23 protein-coding genes and 1 tRNA gene are annotated in these 24,353 nt (G+C 68.3%); 15 read left to right on the forward strand and 9 right to left on the reverse strand.

Translation table 11 applies throughout. The features are described 5' to 3' along the window. The first annotated feature begins 14 nt into the window (after window positions 1-14). The 3 genes from ACSQ4M_RS11815 (at window position 15) to ACSQ4M_RS11825 (ending at window position 2,657) form a co-directional block, all read left to right on the forward strand. Window positions 15-1,703, forward strand: coding sequence for an AMP-binding protein (locus ACSQ4M_RS11815; protein ID WP_436189720.1), 1,689 nt, complete (start codon window positions 15-17; stop codon window positions 1,701-1,703). 62 nt (window positions 1,704-1,765) lie between these two features. Beyond that, window positions 1,766-2,545 (forward strand): enoyl-CoA hydratase, encoded by a 780-nt coding sequence (locus ACSQ4M_RS11820; RefSeq protein WP_436189721.1) that lies wholly within the window; start codon window positions 1,766-1,768, stop codon window positions 2,543-2,545. A gap of 35 nt (window positions 2,546-2,580) precedes the next feature. Further along, window positions 2,581-2,657: transfer RNA gene (locus ACSQ4M_RS11825), tRNA-Met, on the forward strand. A gap of 114 nt (window positions 2,658-2,771) precedes the next feature. On the opposite strand, the gene ACSQ4M_RS11830 is transcribed toward ACSQ4M_RS11825, so the two are convergent. The 3 genes from ACSQ4M_RS11830 to ACSQ4M_RS11840 form a co-directional block, all read right to left on the reverse strand. Then, on the reverse strand, window positions 2,772-2,975 hold the full coding sequence (locus tag ACSQ4M_RS11830) for a hypothetical protein (RefSeq protein ID WP_436189722.1): 204 nt from the start codon (window positions 2,973-2,975) through the stop codon (window positions 2,772-2,774). 90 nt (window positions 2,976-3,065) lie between these two features. Next, window positions 3,066-3,299, reverse strand: coding sequence for a hypothetical protein (locus ACSQ4M_RS11835; RefSeq protein ID WP_436189723.1), 234 nt, complete (start codon window positions 3,297-3,299; stop codon window positions 3,066-3,068). A 959-nt stretch (window positions 3,300-4,258) separates the two neighbouring features. After that, window positions 4,259-5,236, reverse strand: a complete 978-nt coding sequence (locus tag ACSQ4M_RS11840; protein ID WP_436189724.1) for a tripartite tricarboxylate transporter substrate binding protein — start codon at window positions 5,234-5,236, stop codon at window positions 4,259-4,261. A gap of 194 nt (window positions 5,237-5,430) precedes the next feature. Between ACSQ4M_RS11840 and ACSQ4M_RS11845 the strand changes: the two genes are divergently transcribed. The 5 genes from ACSQ4M_RS11845 to ACSQ4M_RS11865 all read left to right on the forward strand — a co-directional run bounded on the left by ACSQ4M_RS11845 (window position 5,431) and on the right by ACSQ4M_RS11865 (window position 11,591). After that, the gene (locus ACSQ4M_RS11845) at window positions 5,431-6,315 is read left to right on the forward strand and encodes a transporter substrate-binding domain-containing protein (protein ID WP_436189725.1); all 885 of its coding nucleotides are present in this window, start codon (window positions 5,431-5,433) and stop codon (window positions 6,313-6,315) included. A gap of 37 nt (window positions 6,316-6,352) precedes the next feature. Then, window positions 6,353-7,105 (forward strand): hypothetical protein, encoded by a 753-nt coding sequence (locus ACSQ4M_RS11850; protein ID WP_436189726.1) that lies wholly within the window; start codon window positions 6,353-6,355, stop codon window positions 7,103-7,105. Window positions 7,106-7,269: 164 nt separating this feature from the next. Beyond that, window positions 7,270-8,157 (forward strand): transporter substrate-binding domain-containing protein, encoded by an 888-nt coding sequence (locus ACSQ4M_RS11855; protein WP_436189727.1) that lies wholly within the window; start codon window positions 7,270-7,272, stop codon window positions 8,155-8,157. Between the two features lie 10 nt (window positions 8,158-8,167). After that, on the forward strand, window positions 8,168-10,018 hold the full coding sequence (locus tag ACSQ4M_RS11860) for an ATP-binding protein (protein WP_436189728.1): 1,851 nt from the start codon (window positions 8,168-8,170) through the stop codon (window positions 10,016-10,018). Window positions 10,019-10,253: 235 nt separating this feature from the next. Then, window positions 10,254-11,591 carry a sigma-54-dependent transcriptional regulator gene (locus ACSQ4M_RS11865; protein WP_436189729.1) on the forward strand — a complete coding sequence of 446 codons (1,338 nt, stop codon included), beginning with the start codon at window positions 10,254-10,256 and terminating at the stop codon, window positions 11,589-11,591. Between the two features lie 58 nt (window positions 11,592-11,649). On the opposite strand, the gene ACSQ4M_RS11870 is transcribed toward ACSQ4M_RS11865, so the two are convergent. From ACSQ4M_RS11870 to ftsY, 4 genes are all read right to left on the reverse strand, one after another. Further along, window positions 11,650-12,093 carry a peptidase dimerization domain-containing protein gene (locus ACSQ4M_RS11870; RefSeq protein ID WP_436189730.1) on the reverse strand — a complete coding sequence of 148 codons (444 nt, stop codon included), beginning with the start codon at window positions 12,091-12,093 and terminating at the stop codon, window positions 11,650-11,652. A 17-nt stretch (window positions 12,094-12,110) separates the two neighbouring features. Further along, window positions 12,111-13,844, reverse strand: a complete 1,734-nt coding sequence (locus tag ACSQ4M_RS11875; RefSeq protein WP_436189731.1) for a peptidase M20 — start codon at window positions 13,842-13,844, stop codon at window positions 12,111-12,113. Window positions 13,845-14,173: 329 nt separating this feature from the next. Then, a complete protein-coding gene (locus ACSQ4M_RS11880) occupies window positions 14,174-15,070 on the reverse strand; it encodes an amino acid ABC transporter substrate-binding protein (RefSeq protein ID WP_436189732.1) in 897 nt (298 codons plus the stop codon). Window positions 15,071-15,254: 184 nt separating this feature from the next. Next, window positions 15,255-16,346 carry a signal recognition particle-docking protein FtsY gene (ftsY, locus tag ACSQ4M_RS11885; RefSeq protein WP_436189733.1) on the reverse strand — a complete coding sequence of 364 codons (1,092 nt, stop codon included), beginning with the start codon at window positions 16,344-16,346 and terminating at the stop codon, window positions 15,255-15,257. A 29-nt stretch (window positions 16,347-16,375) separates the two neighbouring features. Between ftsY and ACSQ4M_RS11890 the strand changes: the two genes are divergently transcribed. Then, entirely contained in the window at window positions 16,376-17,821 is a 1,446-nt protein-coding gene (locus tag ACSQ4M_RS11890; RefSeq protein ID WP_436189734.1) for a M16 family metallopeptidase, read from the forward strand. A gap of 8 nt (window positions 17,822-17,829) precedes the next feature. After that, window positions 17,830-19,155, forward strand: a complete 1,326-nt coding sequence (locus ACSQ4M_RS11895) for a M16 family metallopeptidase (protein WP_436193998.1) — start codon at window positions 17,830-17,832, stop codon at window positions 19,153-19,155. Here the strand turns inward: ACSQ4M_RS11895 and ACSQ4M_RS11900 are convergent. Next, window positions 19,152-20,039, reverse strand: a complete 888-nt coding sequence (locus tag ACSQ4M_RS11900; RefSeq protein ID WP_436189735.1) for a LysR family transcriptional regulator ArgP — start codon at window positions 20,037-20,039, stop codon at window positions 19,152-19,154. The genes ACSQ4M_RS11895 and ACSQ4M_RS11900 overlap by 4 nt on opposite strands. 87 nt (window positions 20,040-20,126) lie before the next feature. On the opposite strand from ACSQ4M_RS11900, the gene ACSQ4M_RS11905 reads away from it, so the two are divergent. From ACSQ4M_RS11905 to coaD, 3 genes are read left to right on the forward strand one after another with little or no spacing between them, the layout of a single operon-like run. After that, window positions 20,127-20,741 carry a LysE/ArgO family amino acid transporter gene (locus ACSQ4M_RS11905; RefSeq protein ID WP_436189736.1) on the forward strand — a complete coding sequence of 205 codons (615 nt, stop codon included), beginning with the start codon at window positions 20,127-20,129 and terminating at the stop codon, window positions 20,739-20,741. A gap of 9 nt (window positions 20,742-20,750) precedes the next feature. Then, window positions 20,751-21,353: a 16S rRNA (guanine(966)-N(2))-methyltransferase RsmD gene (gene rsmD / locus ACSQ4M_RS11910; RefSeq protein WP_436189737.1), complete on the forward strand. Its 603-nt coding sequence runs from the start codon at window positions 20,751-20,753 to the stop codon at window positions 21,351-21,353. Between the two features lie 40 nt (window positions 21,354-21,393). After that, a complete protein-coding gene (coaD, locus tag ACSQ4M_RS11915; RefSeq protein WP_436189738.1) occupies window positions 21,394-21,888 on the forward strand; it encodes a pantetheine-phosphate adenylyltransferase in 495 nt (164 codons plus the stop codon). A gap of 4 nt (window positions 21,889-21,892) precedes the next feature. Here the strand turns inward: coaD and ACSQ4M_RS11920 are convergent, their stop codons facing one another. Continuing rightward, window positions 21,893-22,594, reverse strand: a complete 702-nt coding sequence (locus tag ACSQ4M_RS11920; protein ID WP_436189739.1) for an alpha/beta fold hydrolase — start codon at window positions 22,592-22,594, stop codon at window positions 21,893-21,895. A 74-nt stretch (window positions 22,595-22,668) separates the two neighbouring features. Here ACSQ4M_RS11920 and ACSQ4M_RS11925 point away from each other — a divergent pair, with 74 nt between their 5' ends. Both ACSQ4M_RS11925 and ACSQ4M_RS11930 read left to right on the forward strand, forming a co-directional pair. Further along, entirely contained in the window at window positions 22,669-23,367 is a 699-nt protein-coding gene (locus ACSQ4M_RS11925) for a histidine phosphatase family protein (RefSeq protein ID WP_436189740.1), read from the forward strand. An 88-nt stretch (window positions 23,368-23,455) separates the two neighbouring features. Continuing rightward, window positions 23,456-24,265 carry a CHAP domain-containing protein gene (locus ACSQ4M_RS11930; RefSeq protein ID WP_436189741.1) on the forward strand — a complete coding sequence of 270 codons (810 nt, stop codon included), beginning with the start codon at window positions 23,456-23,458 and terminating at the stop codon, window positions 24,263-24,265. Window positions 24,266-24,353: the final 88 nt, after the last annotated feature.

Raw genomic sequence — 24,353 nt, forward strand, 5'->3', positions numbered from 1 at the left:
ACAAGGAGATGCAGATGGCAAAGCCCTGGTTGGACAGCTACCCCCCGAACGTGCCGCACGACGTGGATGTGGCGCGCTACCGCTCACTCGCCCAGTTGCTGGAAGAGTCGTTCAAGAAGAATGCAGCGCAGCCGTTCTCGGTGTGCATGGACTGCTGGATGTCCTACCGTGAGCTCGACGAGGCCTCGGCCGCCGTCGGTGCCTGGCTGCAGGGCTTGGGCTTGGAGGAGGGCGCACGGGTGGCCATCATGCTGCCCAACATCCCGCAGTTCGCGGTGACCATGGCCGGCGTGCTGCGCGCGGGCTATACCTGCGTGAACGTCAACCCGCTCTACACGGCGCGTGAGCTGGCGCACCAGCTCAAGGACTCCGGCGCGAGCGCCATCGTGATCCTGGAGAACTTCGCGCACACGCTGGAGAGCGTGATCGCCGAGACGCCGCTGCGGCATGTGGTCGTGGCCTCGATGGGCGACATGCTGGGCAAGTTCTACGGCCCGTGGGTCACCTTCGCCGTGCGCCACCTGGCCAAGATGGTGCCGGAGTTCCGGCTGCCGCTGGACAGTGGGCGCACCGCCACATCGTTCCGCACGGTGCTGGCCGAAGGCGGCCGGCGCAGCCTGCGACCGGGCCAGGCCACGCTGGACAGCATCGCCTTCCTGCAGTACACGGGCGGCACCACCGGCGTCTCCAAGGGGGCGGTGCTGACGCATGCGAACGTGATCGCCGGCGTGCTGCAGTCCGAGGCCTGGTTCTCGCCTGCGCTGGCGCGCGTGGGTGATCTGCGCAAGGTCAACAGCATCGCGGCACTGCCGCTGTACCACATCTTTGCGCTGACGCTGTGCCTGCTGGCGATCCGGTTGGGCGCGCACCTGACGCTGGTGCCGAATCCGCGCGACATCGGCAAGTTCGTCGACACGCTCAAGGCCCGGCCGTTCCATCTTCTGCCCGGCGTCAACACCCTGTTCAATGCGCTGTTGCAGCATCCGCAGTTCAAGCACCTGGATTTCTCGCAGCTGTGCGTCACGCAGGCTGGCGGCATGGCCGCCTCCGAAGGCACGGCGCGGCAGTGGTTCGAGGTGACGGGCTGTCCCATGATCGAAGGCTGGGGCATGAGCGAGACGGTGGCCATCGGCACCAACAACCCAGTCACGGCGACGGCCTTCAGTGGCAGCATCGGCCTGCCGCTGCCCGGCATCGACATCGCCATCAAAGACGACGACGGCCAGTCGCTGGCGCAGGGCGAGCCCGGTGAAATCTGCATCAGCGGCCCGAACGTGATGCGCGGCTACTACCAGCGCCCCGACGAGAGCGCGACCGCCTTCACGACCGACGGTTACATGCGCACCGGTGACATCGGCACCATGGACGCGCAGGGCTACTTCCGCATCGTCGACCGCAAGAAGGACATGATCCTGGTCAGCGGCTTCAATGTCTTTCCGAACGAACTTGAGAATGTCATCTCCTTGTGTCCCGGCGTGGTCGAATGCGCTGCCATCGGCATCCCGGACGAGAAGCAGGGCGAGGCCATCAAGGTGTTCGTGGTGCGCAGCGACCCTTCGCTGTCGGAAGAAGACGTGTCGCGCCACTGCCAGGACAACCTGACCGGCTACAAGCGGCCCAAGCACATCGAGTTCCGCGACGAGCTGCCCAAGAGCAACGTGGGCAAGATCCTGCGGCGTGAGCTGCGTCGCGAAAGGGTCTGAGAGATGTGGAACTGCTCGGTATAGTCGTCGGCGTTTTTGCTGTTCGACACATCGGAGAGACCATGGAGTACGAGACCATCACATTGCGTGTGGAAGCCGGCAAGGTCGGCATCGTCACGCTGAACCGTCCCAAGCAGCTCAATGCGCTGAACGACCAGCTCATGAACGAGCTTGGCGATGCGCTCAAGAAGCTGGACCAGGACGAGAGCATCGGCTGCATCGTGCTGACGGGCAGTGAGAAGGCGTTCGCCGCTGGGGCCGACATCGGCGCCATGGCCAAGTACAGTTTTGCAGACGTCTACAAGGGCGACTACATCACGCGCAACTGGGAGCAGATCCGTGGCATCCGCAAGCCCGTCATCGCGGCCGTCAGCGGCTTTGCTCTGGGCGGCGGTTGCGAACTCGCGATGATGTGCGACTTCATCATCGCGGCCGACAACGCCAAGTTCGGCCAGCCGGAGATCAAGCTGGGCGTGATCCCCGGCGCGGGCGGCACGCAGCGCCTGCCGCGCGCGGTCGGCAAGGCCAAGGCGATGGACATGGCCTTGACGGGCCGCATGATGGACGCCACCGAGGCCGAGCGCTCCGGCCTGGTCAGCCGCGTCGTGCCGCTGGACAAGCTGCAGGAAGAGGCTTTGGGTGCTGCCTTGTCGATCTGCGACTTCTCGCAGATCGCCGTGATGGCGGCCAAGGAGTCGGTCAACCGCGCCTTCGAAAGCGGCCTGTCCGACGGCGTGATGTTCGAACGCCGGCTGTTCCACGGCCTGTTCGCTACGGCAGACCAGAAGGAAGGCATGGACGCCTTCATGAACAAGCGCAAGGCTGGTTTTATCAACAGTTGAAGCCAGCGCGAAATTCGCGCTATAATATGCGGCTTGGCGCTTTAGCTCAGTCGGTTAGAGCGATGGAATCATAATCCACAGGTCCGCGGTTCGAATCCGTGAAGCGCCACCAAAATTCAAAGCCTCTGGAGTCGATGACTCCAGAGGCTTTTTCGTTGGCGGTACGCGACTGCCGCGACATCATCGCCGTGCCTGCGTCAGCAGGGTGCGGCGATGCCCTTCGATGCTAGGCGGTTGCCGCTTGGCGGACGGGTTGGATGTCACGCGATTCAACCCAGTGGCTTCCCGTGCCGTGCGCCTCCAGTGCTTCGGCCAGTCGGTTTTTCAACAGCCACCGGTTCATCAGCGAGCCTTCCATCCACTCGCAGACGAAGCGTTGGCCCTGGTGCTGCGCCGCTTCGCGCGTACTTGAAATGCGAATTTGTTTCATGGTGCGCGAGGGTAACCATGACGCCGTATTTCTAATGTGACATGCTGCACATCTTTTGCATGGCGCATGCGCGCGAGGCGCTGCCGATGGTCAGGCCTTGCCGTTGCGTTTGGCGATCACTGCCATCACGGCAACTGCTGCAACCACTTCCCACATGCCGCCATGGTCGCCGCTGAACGTCGATATGGCCCACGAAGCAGCAACGTCAGGGAGTGCTCGAACCGGCTGAAGGTCGGGATATGCGCCCAATGCGCATGCCGCAGAGACGGCAAGCAGCGATGCAATGGCGATCAAGAGGCGTTTCATCAGCTGGATGGAGGTCATCGTTCAACTCAAGCAAGCAGTGTGCCACCATTGAGGATCAGATACTTGCCGGCGCTTCTGGGCTATTCGCAGGCAGGCTGTAACGTTGGCCGTCATCAGTCCTTTCCTACATTGCTGAGCGAGGGGGTCGCCGCGCAGCCTTGGTCCGATTGTCGTTTGTGATTGGCGGCGGTGCCGCACGTCGAGCAACCTCGAAACCAAGCGTGTATTGAGTGTTCTTTGTCGGATTTTTTTACATAATGACTCCACGCGGCTGCAGTGCGGAAGGTTGCCTGTTGATTTCATTGCAGTCACGCGCATGGCGCGGATGTTGCATCGAAATGCGTTGGGCCTGGGCGGAAAGAATGCCCAGGTGCACCTGATGCGCGCTTGGCACGCCCGCTGACGACCTGATTACCGAACCGGATTCTTCAAGCATGAGCGATCAAACCAGGAGCGACAGTTCGAAGCCCGTACCGCCTGCATCGGCGGCCGTCGAACCCAGGACCCACGTGAACAGCGCGATGACCGTCCCCTATGTGCCGAGCAAAACGGTGCCGGTTCGGGCTGGAGCCGATGACCACAAACGGCATGCCACCAAGGGCTTGCCGACTTAGGCAGGTTCGCATTCGGCAAACTCCTCCAAGCCCCGCGGTAGCGGGGCTTTTTCTTGGGTGTCCCTTGTTTGTCGGGCTGACGTTTGCCCATTGCGGTCTGGGACAACCCACGCCGACGGACTGGCAAGAAGCGGCCAGTTACGCAAAACGCCAGTCGGTCAAATGACGGACTGGCTTCGATCTGGCTGCGTTGGGGAATTTGGTCGTGGACTCTTACGCGGTCCACGTTTACGGCACTTTCGCATGCAGGACCACTCTGCGTTTTTCGTCGTGAGCGATCTTGTCGACGTGCCGCCGTGAGATTCGGCGTTGCCTGGCCAGGCGGTTCTCTGATTGGGAAATCAGGGAACTGCGTATTGTAGCTCAGTCTGGCTTGGCCCCAGATGCCTTGACCACCTTGGCCCATTTCGCGGTCTCGCTCTGCATCAGCGCCATCAGGGCGTCAGGCGTGCCGGGGTTCGGATCCAGGCCCAGGGTGGCCAGTTTCGCCTTCACATCGGGCAGGGCCAGCACGCGCGCGACTTCCTGGTTGATGCGCAGTTGGATGTCGCGCGGCATGCCCGCCGGCCCCAGCAGGGCGAACCAGGAGGTGGCCTCGAATCCCGGCAAGCCGGCTTCCGCGATCGTCGGAATGTCCGGCGCGGCGGGTGATCGTTGCGCGCTGGTCACGCCCAACGCCTTGAGCTCGCCGGACTTCACGAGCGGCAGCGCCGACGGCATGTTGTCGAAGATCATCGCGATGCGTCCGCCCAACAGGTCCGGGATCGCCTGGGCACGGCCCTTGTACGGCACATGCTGCATCTTCACGCCTGCCAGCGTGTTGAACAGTTCGCCCGACAGGTGGATCGAGGTGCCGCTGCCCGATGAACCGAAGGCCAGCGGCTCGCGTTTGGCCAGTGCCACCAACTCCTGCACGTTGTGGGCCGGCACCGCCTTGTTGACGACCAACAGGTTGGGTGTGCTGGCCAGGAAGCTGATCGGCGTGAAGTCCTTGAGGTTGTTGTACGGCATCTTGTCGTACAGCGCTGCGTTGATGGCGTGTGTGCCCACCGTGCCCAGCACCAGTGTGGCGCCGTCGGGCGGGCTCTTGGCCACCATGTCGGCGCCGATGTTGCCGCCCGCGCCGGGCTTGTTGTCCACCGTGACGGGCTGGCCCAGCGCACTCCACTTGTCGGCTAGCAGGCGTGCCAGCGTGTCCGGCGCGCCGCCGGGTGGGAAGGTGACGACGATGCGGACCGGCTTGCTCGGCCAGGCCGCCGGCTGCGCCGTGGCGGGCAGGCTGCCCGCCACGAGGGCGAGCAGGGCAGTGGACAGCAGCAATCGGCGTGGGGCGGTCTGCATGGTGGCGGGTCTCCTTGTGTTGTGTGCGAGGCCGCCAGCGTAAGCAAGGCGCGCCGTGCGTGTGAGCGGGTTTTACCGGCCCACTCGGCGGTGACTTACAGCGCGATCCCGCGCTTGGCCTCAGGCATATCCCTTGCTTCCAAGGCGGGCCGCCTGCCTACACTGCAAACCCCATCCGCTTGCCGAGGAATCCCATGCCCGCCGTGTCCCGCCTGAGCGCCATCGCCCTGTGCTGTGTCAGCCTGTCTGCCGTCCATGCCGACACCTTGAAGAAGGTGGCCGACAGCAACAAGATCACCGTGGCATACCGCGAATCCTCGGTGCCGTTCAGCTACCTGGCCGGTTCGACCAAGGCCGTGGGCTTCGCGGTCGATCTGACCGATGCCGTGGTCGAGGCCGTCAAGAAGAAGCTGAACAAGCCCAACCTGGAGGTCGGCGCCATGGCGGTGACCTCGCAGAACCGCATTCCGTTGCTCACCAACGGCACCATCGACCTGGAATGCGGCTCGACCACCAACAACACCGCGCGCGGCAAGGACGTGAGCTTCGCCATCAACCACTTCTACACCGGCACCCGCCTGCTGGCGAAGAAGTCGTCGGGCATCAAGAACTACGCCGACCTTGCCGGCAAGACCGTGGCCACGACGACCGGCACCACCAACGCCCAGGTCATCCGCAAGTACAACCAGGACAACAGCATCGGCATGACGGTGGTGCTGGGCAAGGACCACGACGACTCGCTGCTGCTAGTGGAGAGCGACCGCGCCGTCGCCTTTGCGATGGACGACATCCTGCTGTTCGGCCTGCGCGCCAACTCCAAGATGTCGGAACAGCTCGAAGTCGTCGGCGATTCGCTGCAGGTCGAGCCCTATGCCTGCATGGTGCGCAGGGACGACCCTGCCTTCAAGGCGCTGGTCGACGGCGTGTTCTCCGATGCCATGAAGTCGGGCGAGTTCGAGCGGCTGTACAACAAGTGGTTCATGTCGCCGATCCCGCCGCGCGGCATCAACCTCGGCCTGCCGATGAGCCAGCAGCTGCGCGACAATCTGAAGTCCCTGAGCGACAAGCCCGCGATGTAGGTCCGCGTGCGGCACCGGCGGGGTCTGCAACCCCTTGATGCCTTCCCACCGCCTTTTCTTCTGCATTGCCGTGTTCCTGGCGCTGACAGCGACAGCGCAACCTGCGCCGGCCACCTTCCACATGGTGCAGCGCATCGACGAGATGCTGGTCGGCGTGGACGCCATCGCGCTCGATGTGGTCGACCGCGACCATGTGGCCGGCACCTATTTCCTCGTGCATGCGCAGCGGCCCTCGCCGCTGGTCGGCTACGCCAACTATGTGGTCGATTGCCGCACGCCGCAGCGCATCGCCATTCTCGATTCGGTCATGCCGTCGGGCCGGCTCGAGCCCGAGCAGCCCTTCGTCCAGCCACCGCGCCGCAGCGGCCGGACCGACCTCACGCGCCTGGTGTTCGAGCCGGTGCACACCATGGACGGCACCGCCCTGGTGGCCCGGTTCAGTTGCGAGGCCAGCGGCGCGCCGGGCCGTGCTGCGCAGATCGCGGCTGAACTCGCGGCGCGCGGCAGCCCGCCCGACAGCCGCAGCCTGTACTGCCAGATGCAGCCCGATGCCGGGCAGGCGGCGCGCCGTGTGGAGGTGCGCTACAGCGCGGCCGAGAACGCCGTGGCCGTGAACGGGCAATGGCTCAGTTCGGGTTTCGTCGCCGGCGACGAGGTGGTGTTCGGCGTCGGTGCGCAATGGCGCGTGGACACGCGCAAGCGCCACGCCCGCCTGCTGCGCGACAACGGCCGCCAGCTGTTCAAGGGCGATTGCGACACGCGGCCTGAATCCATGCCGAGCGGCCGTTGAGCGTGCCCGAACGGATTTCCGTGCACCCCGCCGTCGGCTGGACGGAAAACCGTTCGCGCTCGACTGCAGCCGGCCTGCGTGCAAGGGCGCCGCTGCATGCGGCCACGCTTGGCACAGTGCGTGCTGGCACGTGCCCTTTGCCATTGCCTGCCGCGCGCCTGCCCATGCTGCGTTTCCTGTTTCTGTTCGCCACCTTGCTCTGCTGTGCCCACGTGGCGACTGCCCAGTCCATCGACACCCTCAAGCGCATCGCCGACACCGGCACCATCAACCTGGGTCACCGCGAATCCTCGGTGCCGTTTTCCTACTACGACAACCGGCGCCAGGTGGTCGGCTACTCGCACGAGCTGATGCTCAAGGTGCTGGAGGCCCTCAAGACCGAGCTGAACCTGCCTGCGCTCACGCTCAAGCTGGTGCCGGTCACGCCGCAGAACCGGTTGGCGCTGGTGCAGAACGGCGCGGTCGACATCGAATGCGGCTCGACCACACACAACCGCGAGCGGGCGCGCCAGGTCGCCTTCTCGGTGTCCATCTTCAAGATCGGCACGCGGCTCATGGCGGCGCGCGATTCCGGCATCCACGACTTTCCCGACCTCGCCGGCAAGCGCGTGGTGGTCACGGCCGCGACCACGTCCGAGCGCCTGCTGCGCCTGTTCAACGAGGGCATCGGCCGCAAGTTCAGCATCGTCGTCGCCAAGGACCATGGCGAGTCGTTCGCGATGCTGGAAGGCGGCCGGGTCGACGCGTTCATGATGGACGATGCGCTGCTGTACGGCGAGCGCGCCAAGGCCCACGAGCCCGAACGCTGGGTGGTCGTGGGCTCGCCCATGTCCTCTGAGGTCTATGGCTGCATGATGCGCAGCGGCGACCGCGAGCTCAAGCGCATCGTCGATGCCGCGCTCACCCAGCTGATGCAGTCCGGCGAAGCCATGCGCATCTACGCCAAGTGGTTCGAGCGGCCGATTCCACCGCGCGGCCTGAACCTCAACTGGCCGGCCTCGCCGGACCTGGTCGAGTTGTACCGCGCGCCGAACGACCAGCCGGTCGACTGAAACGGAGCGCGTGCCGGACCAGAACCACCGTTGGCGTGCGGCATGGCGCCTCCTGGCCGCCGCCGCCGCACTGGCGCTGATGGGCGCTTGCGCGCTGCTGTCGTACCGGCATGGCGAGCGGGCGGGCGTGCGGCAGTTGCAGGCTGAGGCCAACCACCGGCTGGACCTGTTCGCCTCCGCCGTGGAGGGCATGGTCAAGCGTTCCGAGCACGTGCCCGCGACCATCCAGCTGAACCCCGAGATCCTGGCATTGCTGCGCGCCCCGAAAGAGCCGGCCCGGGTGGCCGCGGCCAGCGCGTATCTGCGCCGGCTCAATGCGCACGTGGGCAGCATGGCAGCCTTCACGCTGGACATCCGCGGGGTGGTGGTGGCCTCCAGCAACGACAGCCATCCTGACGACAGCATGCTCGGCATGGACGTGTCGTTCCGCCCCTACTTCCTGGAGGCCTTGTCGGGCCGCGTCGGCCGCCACTTCGCCATCGGCGTGAACGGTGACATGCCCGGCTACTTCGTCTCGCACCCGATCCGTGACGGCGCGCATGTGGTGGGCGTGGCCGCCATCAAGATCAGCCTGGAGCCGATCGACCAGACCTGGGCCATGGTCGGTGCACCGGCACTGTTGGCCGATGCCAACCGCATCGTGATCCACAGCTCGCACCTGCCCTGGCGTTACACCGCGCTGGCGCCACTGACGCTGGAGCAGCGCGTGGACATGCAGCTCACGCGCACCTACAGCGACCTGCAGATCCAGGAGTTCCCGCTGGTGCCGCGACTGGACCAGCAGGCCGAGCGCCAGCGCATCGACGAGCAGCTGGTGCTGACGCGGCCGCTGGACGGCATGGACTGGCGCGTGATGCTGTTCCTGGACCTCAAAGACGTGCGCCACGCTGCGCTGGTGCAGGGTGCCATGTCGGCCGTGGCCGCCGCGTTCCTCGTGCTGCTGGTGCTGGTGCTGGTGCAGGCGCGCCGCATCCAGCGCCAGCGCCGCGAGGGCCGGCGCCTGCTGGAACGCGCCAACGCCGAACTGGAATCCAAGGTCGCGGCCCGCACGCAGGACCTGCTGGGGGCCAACGCCTCGCTCAAGCGCGAGGTGCGTGAGCGCGAGCAGGCCGAGCAGTCGCTGCGCGCCGCGCAGAACGAGCTGGTGCAGGCCGCCAAGATGGCCGTGATGGGCCAGCTGGCCGCCGGCATCACGCACGAGCTGACGCAGCCGCTGGGTGCGATCCGCACGCTGTCGGGCAACGCCGAGGAGTTCCTGCGCCGCGGCCAGATGGACCCGCTGGCCGGCAACCTGCAGATCATCGGGCGGCTGACCGACCAGATGGGCAACATCATCCAGCCGCTCAAGGCCTTCGCGCGCAAGTCCGATGCCGTGCACGGCGCCACCGACATCGGCCAGACCTTCGGCAACGCCCTGTTCCTCTACGGCCTGCGGCTGCGCAAGATGCGCGTCCAGGTGGTCAGTGCCTGCGCGCCCGGCACGGTGTTCGCCTGGTGCGACGCCAACCGCCTGGAGCAGGTGCTGATCAACCTGATCGGCAACGCGCTGGATGCCATGGCGGCGGCGCCCGAACCCTGCCTGGAGCTGCGCGCCGGCAGTGTCTCGCCCACGCAGGGCGGCGGCCGCTGGACCTGGATCGACGTCGAGGACAACGGCGCCGGCCTGTCGCTCAAGGCGCGCGAGCAGCTGTTCGAACCCTTCTTCACCACCAAGGCGCCCGGCGCCGGCCTGGGCCTGGGCCTCGTGATCTCGCGCGACATCGTGCGCGGCTTCGGCGGCGACATCCTGGTGTCCGACCGCCAGGGCGGCGGCACCTGTTTCCGGCTGCAGATTCCGGCCGAAGCCCCAGCACCACCATGACCCTAGATTCGGCAGTTGACCGCTCGCAACCCTCTGGAAAGCCGCATGAACACTGAGCTTGGCGTCTTCGATCACGTTCGCCTTCTGGGTGACAACGCTATGCACCCGCCAGCACCGCGCTCGCCGCGCCATGCGGCGTTGCTCCTCCTTGCGCACAGTAGTGCGCCGCGTCGTCGCGCCTTGCCTGGCATGCCGATCACGGCACCGTCGGGCGCATCCAACTGCCGAATCTAGGATGAACCATTCCGAGCTTTCCGTCCTGATCGTGGAGGACGATCCCCATGTGCAGCTGGGCTGTGTGCAGGCCATGCAACTGGCCGGCATCGCGGTGCGGGCGGTCGCATCGGCCGAAGAGGCGCACGTTCTGCTGCCACCCGGTTTCGCGGGCATCCTGGTCACCGACATGCGTCTGCCCGGTCAGGATGGGCTGGAGCTGATCCGCTGGTGCCGCCAGCGCGATGCCGACCTGCCGGCCATCATGATCACCGGCCACGGTGACATGGGACTGGCCGTGGAAGCCATGCGCAGCGGCGCCTACGACTTCATTCCCAAGCCGTTCTCGCCCGAAGCGCTGGTCGAGGTCGTGCGCCGTGCGCTCGACAAGCGCGCACTGACGCTGGAGGTGCTGGCGCTGCGCAAGTCGCTGGCCAGCCGCGCCGGCCTGGAGAGCCAGCTGATCGGCAACTCGTCGCAGATGCAGCGTGTGCGCCACTTGATCGGGGAGGTGGCCGATTCGCCGGTGGACGTGCTCGTGCATGGCGAGACCGGCACCGGCAAGGAGGTGGTGGCCCAGGCGCTGCACACCCACTCCACGCGCCGCAGCAACCCCTTCGTCGCGCTCAACTGCGGCGGCATGCCCGACAACCTGCTCGACAGCGAGCTGTTCGGCCACGAGTCCGGTGCATTCACGGGCGCGCAGAAGCGGCGCATCGGCAAGATCGAGCACGCGCACCAGGGCACGCTGTTCCTGGACGAGCTGGAGTCCATGCCCACGGGCATGCAGATCAAGCTGTTGCGCGTGCTGCAGGAGCGGCGCGTGGAGCGGCTTGGTTCCAACGAAGGCATGCAGGTCGACGTGCGCGTGGTGGCCGCCACCAAGGAGAACCTGCTGCAGCGCGCCAGGGACGGCGGCTTCCGGCTCGACCTGTACTACCGGCTCAACGTCGTCACCCTGGAGCTGCCGGCACTGCGCGAGCGCCGCGAGGACGTGCCGCTCTTGACCGAGCACTTCATGCTGCTGGCCGCCAGCCGCTACAACCGGCCGCACCGGGGCGTGTCGCAGGAACAGATGCGCCGGCTCATGGCGCACGACTGGCCCGGCAACGTGCGCGAGCTGCGCAACGTGGTCGATTGCCTGGTGCTGGGCATTCCGAGCAGCGTGCTCGGTGCCCCGATGGGCGCCGCCGCCGAGGTGGAACCGCCGTCGCTGACCGAGATGGTCGAGGGCTACGAGCGCGACCTGATCGCTGCGGAGCTCAGCCGCAACCAGGGCAACGTGGCGCACAGCGCGCGTGCGCTGCGCCTGCCCAAGACCACGCTCAGCGACAAGATCCGCAAGCACGGGCTGTCCTGAACCCGGACGTGACAAGGCGCGGCCGGGGCCGCGCCTTGTCTGCGGAGCGTCGTGCAGCCTACTTGCGCGTGACGCTGGTCCGGATCGTCGCCGGTGCGCCGGCAGTGAGATCGCCGGCCTTCACGTTGCGGAAGGCGTTCTCCGCATCGGCGCCGGCCGTGGCCAGCTCGGTCAGCTTGCTGACCAGCTGGTCGTAGGCGCTGGCGTCGGAGGCTTTCAGGCGCAGCGTGATCAGCCCGTCGGAGGCGATGCTGTTGACCGAGTTGCCACCCGTCAGGTTCGTGATCACGTAGCTGCCTGCCGGCAGGCCGGCCTTCTGGATCAGGATGACGGTGCGGCCCGCGGCGTGCACGGCGCTGGTCCGGCCGTAGTTGCCGCTGCTGTGGCCGCCCGGCCCCTGGAAGTTGATGTCCACGGTGCCGCTTTGCTGGGCTGCGGCGCTCAGGCAGAGCAGGCCGAGGCCCGCGAAGCTGGCGAGCGAAGCGAAGGCTTTCTTCATCATGTCGGTGCTCCCTTGTCTTAGCGGTTGACTTCGCGTGTGCGGGCGCCGATCGGCTTGGCCGAGGGCTCGACGATGCTGCCGTCGGCGGCATGGAAGCCCGAGACCAGCAGTGCGGCCGTCAGCACGCGGTGCATGCGCGAGACTTCCACCGCCGGATCGCCGCGCGTGCCCCATTCCCAGAACGCGTGGCCGCCGGCGCCGGCGGCATTCGATGACAGGCTGAAGTTGTAGGTCGGAATGCCGGTGTTGGCCGGCACGTTGTCGTTCAGGCTGCTGGAGCCTGTGCTGACCGCGAGCGAGGTCGACGTGCCGGTGACGATGCCGGCCTGCAGGCCGGCATGGATGGCGACGTTGTCCGGCTTCGGCAGCACGAATGCCGGGCGCAGGCCGTACCAGACCTGTTCCATGGTCACCGCTTGCGCGCTGTTGCCGGCGACACCGCGGCGCGCGTTCTCCGCGTCGACCGCGGCCTGGAACTTCGGCCGGATGACGTCGCGGATCTCGTTGAGCACTTCGGTCGTCGGCGAGCGCATGTCGACTTCGATCGAGCAGCTCGGCACCACGTCGCTGCCGGCCGCCGGGGCTTCGCAGCTGGCGCGTCCCACGGTGTAGGTCGTGCGCGGGGCGCCCTGGCGCAGCTCGGACGGCGTCTTGACGTCGGCGATGCTGGCGATGGCCGCGGCCATGGCTTCCACGGCGCTGGCCGGGTCGCTGCCCGGCGTGACGGGCGCCTTGTACTTCATCTCGTAGCGGTAGCTGCCCAGGAAGTTGACGGCGCCGCCGCCTTCCAGGCCGAAGTAGGTCACGAAGTTCAGCGGGTTGGAACCGGTGCCCAGGTCCTGCTCGAAGCCGAACAGCTGCTTCATGCCGGCCAGGTTGCCCTTGCCTTCTTCGCCGGCCGTGCCGCAGATCCAGACGTCGTAGACCGGCTTGATCTTGTGCTTCTTCATGGCCGCGGCCAGGACGAAGGCGTTGGACGTCGAGCTCATCATGTCGCCGTAGCCCGGCACATAGATGCGCAGCCCACCGTTGGCGGCAGCGGCCTCGGCATTCGTGAACCACTTGCTCGCCAGCGCGTAGTTCGCGTCCTCGACGATGCGGCCGCTGGCGCTGAAGGCGAGCTCGTCGGGAATCGCGGCGAGCTGTGCCGTGGTCTCGACGACCGCCTGCGAGAACGGCTGCAGCTTGAAGTGGTTGAATGGGTCGGTGGCCGGTGGCAGCGTCTCGGGGTTGACGACGTCGGAGTGCCCCTCGACCAGCACCTTGGGGTACTGGCCCTTGTAGTTCTCGGCGCCGGCGCGGGTCGCGTACGAGCCCTTGATCACCACGCAGGTGTTGTAGACCGGCAGGCCGTCGACGATGTTCACGTCGGTGTTGTCCATGTGGCCGTCGGCCCGCGTCATGATTTCGTCTGGCGCGAAACCCCACTCTGCGGCCATCCGGCGGTGCACCTCGACGGCCCGGACATGCTCTTCGCGAGAAGGTGCGGGGATGCGTGTGAGCTCCAGGAACTGGTGCCAGCGCGCCTTGGCTGCTTCAGGCGTGCGCTGCTCGTTCAGCAAGGCGGTGATCTGCGGATCGGCGGCGATCTTGGCGGCCGCGGCCACGACTTCCAAGGGAATCGTCGCGGTGTTGGGGGCTGGCGCCGGTGTGGGTGCGGGGGCCGGGGCGTCGTCGCCGCCGCCGCAGGCCGCCATGGCGGCCGCAGCGGTTGCCATGACAAGCAGCCTCAGGTTCTTCAGTTTGTCCATTGGTTCTCCCTAGGTCATCGTGATCCGTGAATGAAGAGGCGGGCGTGCCGCCGCAGCGTTGCCATGCCTGTGTGGTACGACACGGCTCAACCGCAAAGTACATGCCACGGTGTGACGCGGCGCGGCGGATGCGCCGATGCCCTTGGCGCAGCAGGCGATCGGGGGTGCGCACAGGCGCGCCGATGCTGGCGCAAGCGACGGAAATCCGGCGCCGCAGGCGATTGCCCGTGCGGCTTTCCGACGCTTGCCGCGCCGCGGGCCGCGGCCAAAAAAAAGGGCGGGAAGAGGCCTTCCCGCCCGCGCGCCGAAGCGTGCCGTTCACCGTCGCATCAAGGCAGCTTGTACTCTTCCATGGGCTTGTCGTTCGGGTTGGCCCAGGCTTCCTTGGTGGCTTGCGACATCGGCAGGCCCACCTTGGTGTTGGTCGGCGGAACAGGCTGCATGAACCATTTGTCGTACAGCTTGGCCAGCGAGCCGTCGGCGATCTGGCGCTTGATGCTGTCGTCCACGGCCTTCTTGAAGGCCGGGTCGTCCTTGCGCAGCATGCAGGCGATCGGCTCGACCGACAGCACTTCGCCAACCATCTTGTAATCGGCCGCGTTGCGCGACTTGGAGGCGTTGGCGGCCAGGATGGAGCCGTCCATCACGAAGGCATCGGCACGGCCCGACTCCAGCAGCAGGAAGCTGTCGGCGTGGTCCTTGCCCATCAGTTCCTTGAACTCCATGCCTTCGGCACGCTTGTTCTTGCGCAGGGTCTGGACCGAGGTGGTGCCGGTGGTCACGGCGACCGTCTTGCCCTTCAGGTCGGCGATGCCGTTGATGCCCGAGTTGGCCTTGGTCAGGATGCGCACCTCCTCCACGTAGGTCGTCATGGCGAAGGACACGTCCTTGGCGCGCGTGGCGTTGTTGGTGGTGGAGCCGCACTCCAGGTCGACCGTGCCGTTCTGTACCAGCGGGATGCGGTTCTGCGAGGTCACGGGCGAGTAGGTGATCGTCAGCTCCTTGCCGGCGGCCTTGGACAGGTCGGCCACGATGCGCTCGCCCATCTCGGTATGGAAGCCCACGTACTTGCCGTTGCCCAGCGTGTACGACAGGCCGGACGAGTCGCGCACGCCCAGGCTGATGGCGCCGCTGGACTTGATCTTCGCCAGGGTGTCGCTGCCTTGCGCAACCGCGCTGCCGGCCGCCAGTGCCGCGCAGCACATGGCGAGGATGTGTTTCTTCATTGAGGTCTGCTCCTATGGAAAAGCTGTGGGGTAACGCCGCTACCGCGAAATGGCGGCGGACGTCCTGTCACAGCAGCTTGCGTGCCATGGAGAAGCAGGCGAAGACCAGGGCGCCGGGGCCCAGGATCGGACTGCGGCCGAACGGAAATCCGTCGATCGGGTGCCGCGCCGTACGGCGTACCGTTCAGCCCAGCAGGGCCTGCGCGAACTCGCGCGCGTCGAAGGTCTCCAGGTCTTCCAGCTTCTCGCCCACGCCGATGAAGTAAACCGGCACGGGCCGCTCCTGCGCGATGGCGGCCAGCACGCCGCCCTTGGCCGTGCCGTCCAGCTTGGTCACGATCAGGCCGGTCAGGCCGATCGCATCGTCGAAGGCCTTGACTTGCATCAGCGCGTTCTGGCCGGTGTTGCCGTCGATGACCAGCAGCACCTCGTGCGGCACGCCGGTGCCGGCGGTGTCGGCCTTGACCAGCGTGCGGCGGATCTTCTTGAGCTCTTCCATCAGGTGCAGCTGGGTCGGCAGGCGGCCGGCCGTGTCGACCAGCACCACGTCCTTGCCGCGCGCACGGCCGGCGTTGACGGCGTCGAAAGCCACGGCCGCCGGGTCGCCGCCCTGCTGGCTGATGATCTCCACGTAGTTGCGGTCGGCCCAGACGGCCAGCTGCTCGCGCGCGGCGGCGCGGAAGGTGTCGGCCGCGGCCAGCAGCACCGAGGCCTTGTGCGTCGCCAGGTGCCGCGTGAGCTTGCCGATCGAGGTGGTCTTGCCGGCGCCGTTGACGCCGGCCACCATCACCACGGTGGGCTTGTGCTCGCCGATGACCAGCGGCTTTTGCAGCGGCCGCAGCAGGTCGGCGATGGCATCGACCAGCAGCTCGCGCACGGCGGCCGGCTCGGTGGCGCGGGCCTCCTTCACGCGGCGGCGCAGGTCGTTCAGCAGCACCGTCGTGGCCTTCACGCCGGTGTCGGCCATCAGCAGGGCCTCTTCGAGCTCCTCGTACAGCGCCTCGTCGATGCGCGTGCCGGTGAAGACGGTGGTGATGCTGCTGCCGGTCTTGCGCAGGCCCAGCTTGAGCCGGTCCACCCAGCCCGTGCGCGTTGCGGGCTCGGCCTCTTCGGCGGGCGGCGGTTCCGGCATGGGCTCCGGCCTGGCGCCGAAGGGATTGCGCAGCCAGGTCCGGCCGGCGGGCTCGCCGGGTTCGGGCGCCGCCGCCGGGGCGGGCGCCGCTTCAGCGGGGGGCTGCTCTGGCGTGGGTGGCTTTTTCTTGAAAAAACTGAACATTTGGGGCGTTCTTAGAATCGGATGATTCTATGAAACGCATTCTTTCAGCGTCTGCCATGGCCTTTGCGCTGGCCTGGGTGACGAGTGGCCTGCAGGCCCAAACCGCCGCTACCGCGCCGTCCCCGGCCACCGGCGCCAGCGCCGCGTCCGCAGCCCAGCAATTCCAGCTGTCCAACGGCATGACCTTGATCGTCAAGCCCGACCGGCGCGCGCCCACGGCCGTGCACATGGTCTGGCTGCGCGTGGGCAGCATGGACGAGGTGGACGGCACCAGCGGTGTCGCCCACGCGCTGGAGCACATGCTGTTCAAGGGCACGGAGAAGCTGCAGCCCGGCGAGTTCTCGCGCCGCGTGGCCGCCATGGGTGGTTCCGAGAACGCCTTCACCTCCTACGACTACACCGGCTACTACCAGCAGATCCCGGCCGGCCGGCTCGAAGAGGTGATGCGGCTGGAGGCAGACCGCTTCGCCCACAACCGCTGGGCCGACGACGAGTTCACGCGCGAGCTGGCCGTCATCAAGGAAGAGCGGCGCATGCGCACCGACGACAACCCGCGCTCGCGGCTGTACGAGTCGCTCATGGCCATGACCTTCCAGGCCGCGCCCTACCGCCGACCCATCATCGGCTGGATGGGCGACCTGGACAGCCTCACGGCCGGCGACGTGCGCGGCTTCTACCGCCAGTGGTATGTGCCGGCCAACGCGGCCGTGGTCATCGCCGGCGATGTGGACGTGGCCCAGGTGCGGGCGCTGGCCGAGCGCACCTACGGCGCCATTCCGGCCGCCGCCGTGCCCGGCCGCAAGCCGCGCGAGGAGCCGGCGCAGCGCGGCATTCGCCGGCTGGAACTCAAGGCGCCGGCCGAGCAGTCCTACCTGGCGATGGCCTTCAAGGTGCCCCAGCTCACGACGCTGCAAGCCAGCGACGACGCGCTGGCGCTGACCGTGCTGTCGGCCGTGCTCGACGGCTACCCCGGCGCGCGGCTGGAGCGCGCGCTGACCCAGGGCCCCGACCGCCTGGCCGACAGCGCCGGCGCCAGCAACGGCCTGATGGGCCGCGGCCCGCAGCTGTTCGTGCTGGACGGCGTGCCGGCCCCTGGCAAGACCACCGAGCAACTGGAGGCCGCGCTGCGCGAGCAGGTGGCCCGCGTGGCGCGCGAGGGCGTCAGCGCGGCCGAGCTCGCCCGCGTGAAGACGCAGTGGGTGGCCGGCCAGGTCTACAAGCGCGATTCGCTGTTCAACCAGGCCCGCGAACTCGGCAGCCAATGGACCACCGGCTTTGCGCCCGATTTCTCCGACCGGCTGATCGAGCGGCTGCGTCAGGTCACGGCCGAGCAGGTGCAGGCCGTGGCGGCACGCTACTTCGGCGACGACCAGCTCAACGTGGCCGTGCTGCGGCCGCAACCCGTCGATCCAGCCACCCGCAAGAACGCACCTGCCGGTGCGCGCCAAGCCCCCTCCAGCGAGCCGAGCCGATGAACACGTTGATGTTTTCCGTGCGGCTGTCCCTGGCCGCATCCCTGCTCGTGGCCGCCGGCTGGGCCAGCGCCGCCATTCCGCTGCAGCGCTGGACCCAGGCCAGCGGTGCCGAGGTCTATCTGGTGGAGAGCCCCGGCATTCCCATGGTCGACGTGCAGCTCGACTTCGATGCCGGCTCGCGCCGCGACCCGGCCGCGCAGGCGGGCCTGGCCGATGCCACGGCGGGGCAGGCCAACAAGGGCATTGCCGCGCAGGGCAAGGAGCCGGCCCTGGACGAGAACGCGCTGGGCGAAGCCTGGGCCGATCTGGGGGCCTCGTTCAGTGCCAGCGCCAGCCGCGACCGCATGAGCTTCTCGCTGCGCACGCTGACCTATCCGGACCTGCTGCCCAAGGCCGTCGCGCTGGCAGCGCGCCAGCTGGGGGCGCCAGCCTTCGATGCCGCCGTGTGGCAGCGCGACCGCGAGCGCATCGGCGCGGCGCTGCGCGAGTCGTACACGCGGCCCGGCCCGGTGGCCAGCCGCGCCTTCCAGGAGCTGGTCTACAGCGGCCATCCCTATGGCCGCGAGACCACGGAGCCGACCCTGGCCGCCATCTCGGTCGACCAGCTGCGCGCCTTCTATGCCCAGAGCATCCTGCCCTGCCGCGCCAAGGTCAGCGTGGTGGGCGCGGTGACGCGCCAGCAGGCCGACCAGCTGGTGCAGGCCTTGCTCGCCCGGCTGCCGCAGACCGCCTGCGCGCCGCTGCCCGCGGTCGGCGAGGTGCCGGCGCTGGCCAAGGCCGAGGAGCGCCGCATCCCGTTCGCGTCCAACCAGGCCCAGGTGATCATCGGCCAGCCCGGCATCCGGCGCGACGACCCGGATTTCTTCGCCGTGCTCGTGGGCAACCACATCCTGGGGGGCGGCGGCTTCACCTCGCGGCTCATGCACGAGGTGCGCGAGAAGCGCGGGCTGACCTACGGCGTGTCCAGCGACTTCTCGCCGGGCCGCCATGCCGGCGCGTTCACGGTCGGCCTGCAGACCCGTGCCGACCAGGCCAACGCGGCCATGGCCGTGGCGCGCGAGACGCTGGCGCGCTTCGTCGCCGAGGGCCCGACCGACGAGGAGCTGAAGGCGGCCAAGGACAACCTGGTCGGTGGCTTCGCGCTGCGGCTGGACAGCAACCGCAAGCTGCTCGGCAACGTGGCCAACATCGCCTGGAACGGCCTGCCGCTGGACTACCTGGACACCTGGACGCAGCGCGTGCAAGCCGTCACGACGGCACAGATCCGCGCCGCGTTCGCACGCATGCTGCAGCCCGAGCGCATGGTGACAGTGGTGGTCGGCGGCGCTTCCTAAGCGAGCGCGGAGCGCGCCGCCGCCCCGACGGCGCGGCCCAGCCCATCCAGCAGTGCCGAGGCGGCGCGCGCGTGTTGCCAGTACAGCGGCACGTCCAGCGGCGTGTCCGGCACCAGTTCCACCAGCCGGCCGGCCGCCAGCAGCGGCTGCACCAACGGCAGCGGCTGCATGCCCCAGCCCATGCCGGCCAGCCCGGCCTCGATGAAGGCCTGCGGCGAAGGCAGCAGATGGCAGGGCAGCGGCACCGCCTTGCGGCATTGCCGGCGCACCCAGCGGGTTTGCAGCTGGTCCTTGCGGTCGAACAGCAGGCTGGGCGCCAGCGCCAGGCTGCGCGCCTGCACGCCGTCGGCGAAATGCCGGGCCATGAAGTCCGGGCTGGCCACAGCCAGGTAGCGCAGCGTGCCCAGCGCCTGGCTGTTGCAGCCGGCCGCCGGCTTGGCCAGGGCCGTCACGGCGGCCAGCACGGCGCCGCTGCGCAGGCGCTCGGCCGTGTGGTCCTGGTCGTCCACGGTGAGTTCCAGCAGCACCGGTGCCGTGGCTGCGTACTGGGCGGCGGCGGGCGCGAACCAGCTGGCCAGGCTGTCCGCGTTCACCGCCACGGGCAGGCGCGCGCGCTCGGCGGTCGGCGCGGCCACCGGCAGCACGTCCTGCAGATCGTGCTCCAGCAGGCGCACCTGGGCCAGGTGGCGGCACAGGTGCTGGCCGACTTCGGTGGCGCGGCAGGGCTGGCCGCGCACCACCAGCGCACAGCCCACGCGCTCTTCGAGCAGGCGCACGCGCTGCGAGACGGCCGAGGGCGTCACGTGCAGCGCCTGGGCGGCGCGCTCGAAGCTGCCTTCGCGCACCACGGCGGCCAGCGCAGCCAGGGCGGCATAGTTCAGCACAGCGTCTCCCGTCGATGAAGAAAAACTGAAGCGAGTTTAGAAGTTTGCGCTGGCCTGCGGGATGCCGCGCCGGCATGCTCCGCACCCATGTCTGCATTCCTCCAGGGCTTTTCGCTGAGCCTCGCCTTGATCGTCGCCATCGGCGCACAGAACGCCTTCGTGCTGCGCCAGGGCCTGCGCCGCGCCCATGTGCCGCAGACCGTGCTGTTCTGTGCGCTGGCCGATGCGCTGCTGGTGGCCGCCGGCGTCTACGGCATGGCGGGCCTGCTGGGCGCGCAGCCCTTTCTGGCGCGCGCACTGGCGGCGCTGGGCGCCGTGTTCCTGGCCGGCTATGGCCTGTGCGCGCTGTGGCGCAGCCGGCGCCCGGCGGCGCTGCAGGCGGCTGCCGCCTCGGCGGGTGGCCGGGCGGCCGTGCTGGCCCAGGCCGCGGCGTTCACGCTGCTGAACCCGCACGTGTACCTGGACACGGTGCTGCTGGTCGGCTCCGTCGGCGCGCAGCATGCAGCGCTGGCGCGCGTGGCCTTCGTGGCCGGCGCGGCGCTGGCCAGTGCCGGCTGGTTCGCGGCGCTGGGCTTTGGCGCGCGCTGGCTGGCGCCGGTGTTCGCGCGTCCGCGCGCCTGGCAGTGGCTGGACCGCTGCATCGGCGCCACCATGCTGGCGCTGGCCGCGGGGCTGGCGCTGCGGGCTGCCGGCGTCGCGTAAGCTCGCCGCATGTCCCGTCCCACTGCCCAAAAGACTGCCCAGAAGACCCCCGCCCAGGCCCGCCCGCACGAAGTGCGCATCATCGGCGGCCAATGGAAACGCACCAAGCTGCCCGTGGCCGACAAGCCCGGCCTGCGCCCCACGCCCGATCGTGTGCGCGAGACCCTGTTCAACTGGCTGGGCCAGGACCTCACCGGCTGGCGCTGCCTGGACATGTTCGCGGGCACCGGCGCGCTGGGCCTGGAGGCGGCCTCGCGCGGTGCCTTGGAGGTGTACCTCTTCGAGACCGATGCGGCCCTGGTGGCCCAGCTGCTGCAGTTCAGGACCCGGCTCGGCGCCACGGCGCTGCAGATCGTGCGCGGCGACGGCGTGGCGCTGGCGGGCCGCCTGGCCGCCGGCAGCATCGACCTGGTGCTGCTGGACCCGCCCTTCGACACCACGCAGTACGCGGCCGCCGTGGCCGCCGCGCTGCGCGTGCTGACGCCGGCAGGGCAGCTGTACCTGGAGGCGCCCGAGCACTGGGCTGCCGAGAAGCTCGCCGGCCTGGGCCTGGTGGAGCGGCGCCACCTCAAGGCCGGTGCCGTCCATGCGCATCTGCTCGGCCGCGCATAATCGCGCCGCCCGAGACAAGTCCGCCCTGGAGGAGCCGCCCATGAGCAAGCACGTGATCGCCGTCTACCCCGGCACCTTCGACCCGATGACGCTGGGCCACGAGGATGTGGTGCGGCGCGCGGCCCAGCTGTTCGACACCGTGATCGTGGCGGTCGCGGCCGGCCACCACAAGAAGACGCTGTTCTCGCTGGAGGAACGCATCGAGATGGTGCGCGAATCGGTCAAGCCCTACCCGCAGGTGCAGGTGGAGAGCTTCTCGGGCCTGGTGCGCGACTTCGTCGTGGCCAAGGGCGGCAAGGCCATGGTGCGCGGCCTGCGCGCCGTGACCGACTTCGACTACGAGTTCCAGCTGGCCGGCATGAACCGCACGCTGATGCCCGATGTCGAGACTGTGTTCCTGACGCCGGGCGACAAGTACCAGTTCATCTCCAGCACCTTCGTGCGCGAGATCGCCACGCTGGGCGGGGAGGTCGAGAAGTTCGTCTCGCCCTACGTGCTGCGCTGCCTGCTGGCCAAGGTGGGCCGCGCGGGCTGAGCCTTCAAGACAGCCGCGCCAGCCAGTCGATCAGCAAGGTGTTGACGGCCGCCGGCTGTTCCATCGTCAGCATGTGGCCGCACAGCGGCAGCAGGTGCAGCTCGGCCTGCGGCACGAGCGCGGCGATCTCGCGCGCGCAATCCGGCGGCGTCAGGCTGTCGGATGCGCCGCTGGCGACCAGCACCGGGCAGCGCAGCGCCGGCAGGTGCGTGCGTGCGTCGGGCCGGGCCATCACGGCGCGGTTCTGGCGCACCAGCTGCATGGCACCCACGCGCAGCACCATCTCCAGGTAGCTTTTCGCCAGGGCCTTGAGCTCCGGGTGGTGCCGGTCGAAGGCGAAGGGCACGTTGGCGCGCAGCACCTCGTCGGCACGCCCGCTCTCGAACAGCCCGATGGCCTGCTCGCGCAGCTGGCGCATGTCCGGCGTCTCGGGCCGCGCCGAGGTGCCCAGCAGAGCCAGGCCGCGCACGCGCGCCGGGGCCTGGCGCGCAGCTTCCATGGCGACCATGCCGCCCATGGAAGCACCGCACAGCACCAGCGGACCGGCGTGCTCGGCCAGCAGGCGCCGGGCCATCTCCTCGATGCTGGCGCTGCGTTCGGCCACGTCCGTGACGCTGGCGTTCCAGTGCGTGGGCAGGGCCTGCAGCTGCGCATGCCAGAGCCCGGCATCGCAGGCCAGGCCGGGGATCAGGATCAACTTGTCCATTTGTGCTCAGAATCAACGATAGAACTCGTGCAATGCCTGAGCTTATCCGTGGGCGGCTTTCGGATAATCCTGGCATGACCCGTCTGATTCTCGTGCGCCATGGTGAAACCGAGTGGAACCGCCAGCTGCGCTTTCAAGGGCAGGTGGACGTGCCGCTGAACGCCACCGGCCACGAGCAGGCGCTGCGTGTCGCGCGGCGCCTGGCCTGCGGCGAGGTGCACCGCGTGGTCAGCAGCGACCTCGCGCGCGCGCGCCAGACTGCCGCCCCGCTGGCCGAGCTGCTGGCGCGGCGCGGCGGGCCCGACCCCATCGAAAGCGCGGCGCTGCGCGAGCAGAGCTTCGGCCTGGTCGACGGCATGGGCGTGGACGAGATCAAGCGCCTGCACCCGGCGGCCTGGAACGACTGGGTCGACTTCCGTGCGGACTACGCCTTCGAGGGCGGGGAGAGCACGCGCCACTTCCATGCCCGGGTGCTGCAGGGCCTGCGCGACCTGGCCAATGCCCATGCCGGCCAGACCCTGGTGGTGGTCACGCACGGGGGCGTGCTCGACATGGTCTGGCGCAGCGCGCGCGGTCTCTCGCTGGACGGGCCGCGCCAGGCCCACATCCCGAATGCCGGCGTGAACCAGGTACAGGTGCTGGTCAAGGACGACGCGCACCGCCTGGACATCCTCGACTGGGCCGACATCGCCCATCTGGAGGGCATGCCGCCGCAACCGGTCTACGACCAGGCGCGGCTCGCCGAGATCCGCCAGCGCGTGCCGCTGGCCTGACGCGGGGCGGTGCCCTCGGCGCATCCTCAAGGCAGGGGATGTGCGGCCTGGCGGCGCGGAGCAGGATCGGCCGCACAGGAGAACTGCCATGCCCACGACGAATCCCCGCCCGTTTCCCAAGCGCCTGATCAAGAAGGGCGAGGCCGATGCGACGGTCGTCAAGGCCGTGCAGGCGGAACTCAAGAAGCGCGGCTACGGCCCCTTCACGGCGGGCGTGTTCGATGCGCAGATGGTGGCCGTGGTCAAGCTGTTCCAGGCCCAGAACGTGGACAGCCAGGGCAACGCCCTGGTGGTCGATGGCGAAATCGGCCGCTTCACCTGGGGGGCGCTGTTCGGTGTTCCTGCAGCTACTGCATCGCCGACGCCGCCGTCGCCGTTGATGTTGCAGGCGCTGGGTATGGCCGCTTCGCAGATCGGGCAGATGGAGGCCCCGCTCGGCAGCAACCGGGGGCCGATGGTCGATCTGTACCTCAAGGAAACTGGCGTCCCGCTGACCGGCAGCCCGGACACGCGCGCGTGGTGCATGGCCTTCGTCTACTGGGCCTTCGAACATGCGGCGCTGAATCTGGGAACCACCAACGTGGCGCCCAGGACCGCCGGCTGCCTGGACCATTGGGGGCGCGCCCGCTTCGTACCCGGCGCGGTCCGGATCACGAGCGCCGAGGCCTTGGCCGATCTCTCGCTCGTCAAGCCGGGGCAGGTGTTCATCTGCGATTTCGGCCATGGACTCGGGCATGCCGGCATCGTGGAGCGGGTGCTGCCCGATGGCCGTCTCGTGACGGTCGAAGGCAACACCAACAACGACGGCAGCCGCTCGGGGGTGGGCGTGTTCCGGCTGGAGCGCCGCAAGCTCAGCGACAAGCTGCTCAAGGGCCTGGTGGATTACAGCGCCTGCTGAGCAGCACGGCGCCCGCGGCTGCGGCGGGCGCAGGCCAAGCATTCGCACAACGAATGCTTCCAGCCGAAATTTCAATTGGACGCCAATG

It is taken from the genome of Pseudorhodoferax sp. LjRoot39 (assembly GCF_964253035.1).
In the GTDB taxonomy this organism is placed as follows: Bacteria; Pseudomonadota; Gammaproteobacteria; order Burkholderiales; family Burkholderiaceae_C; genus Pseudorhodoferax.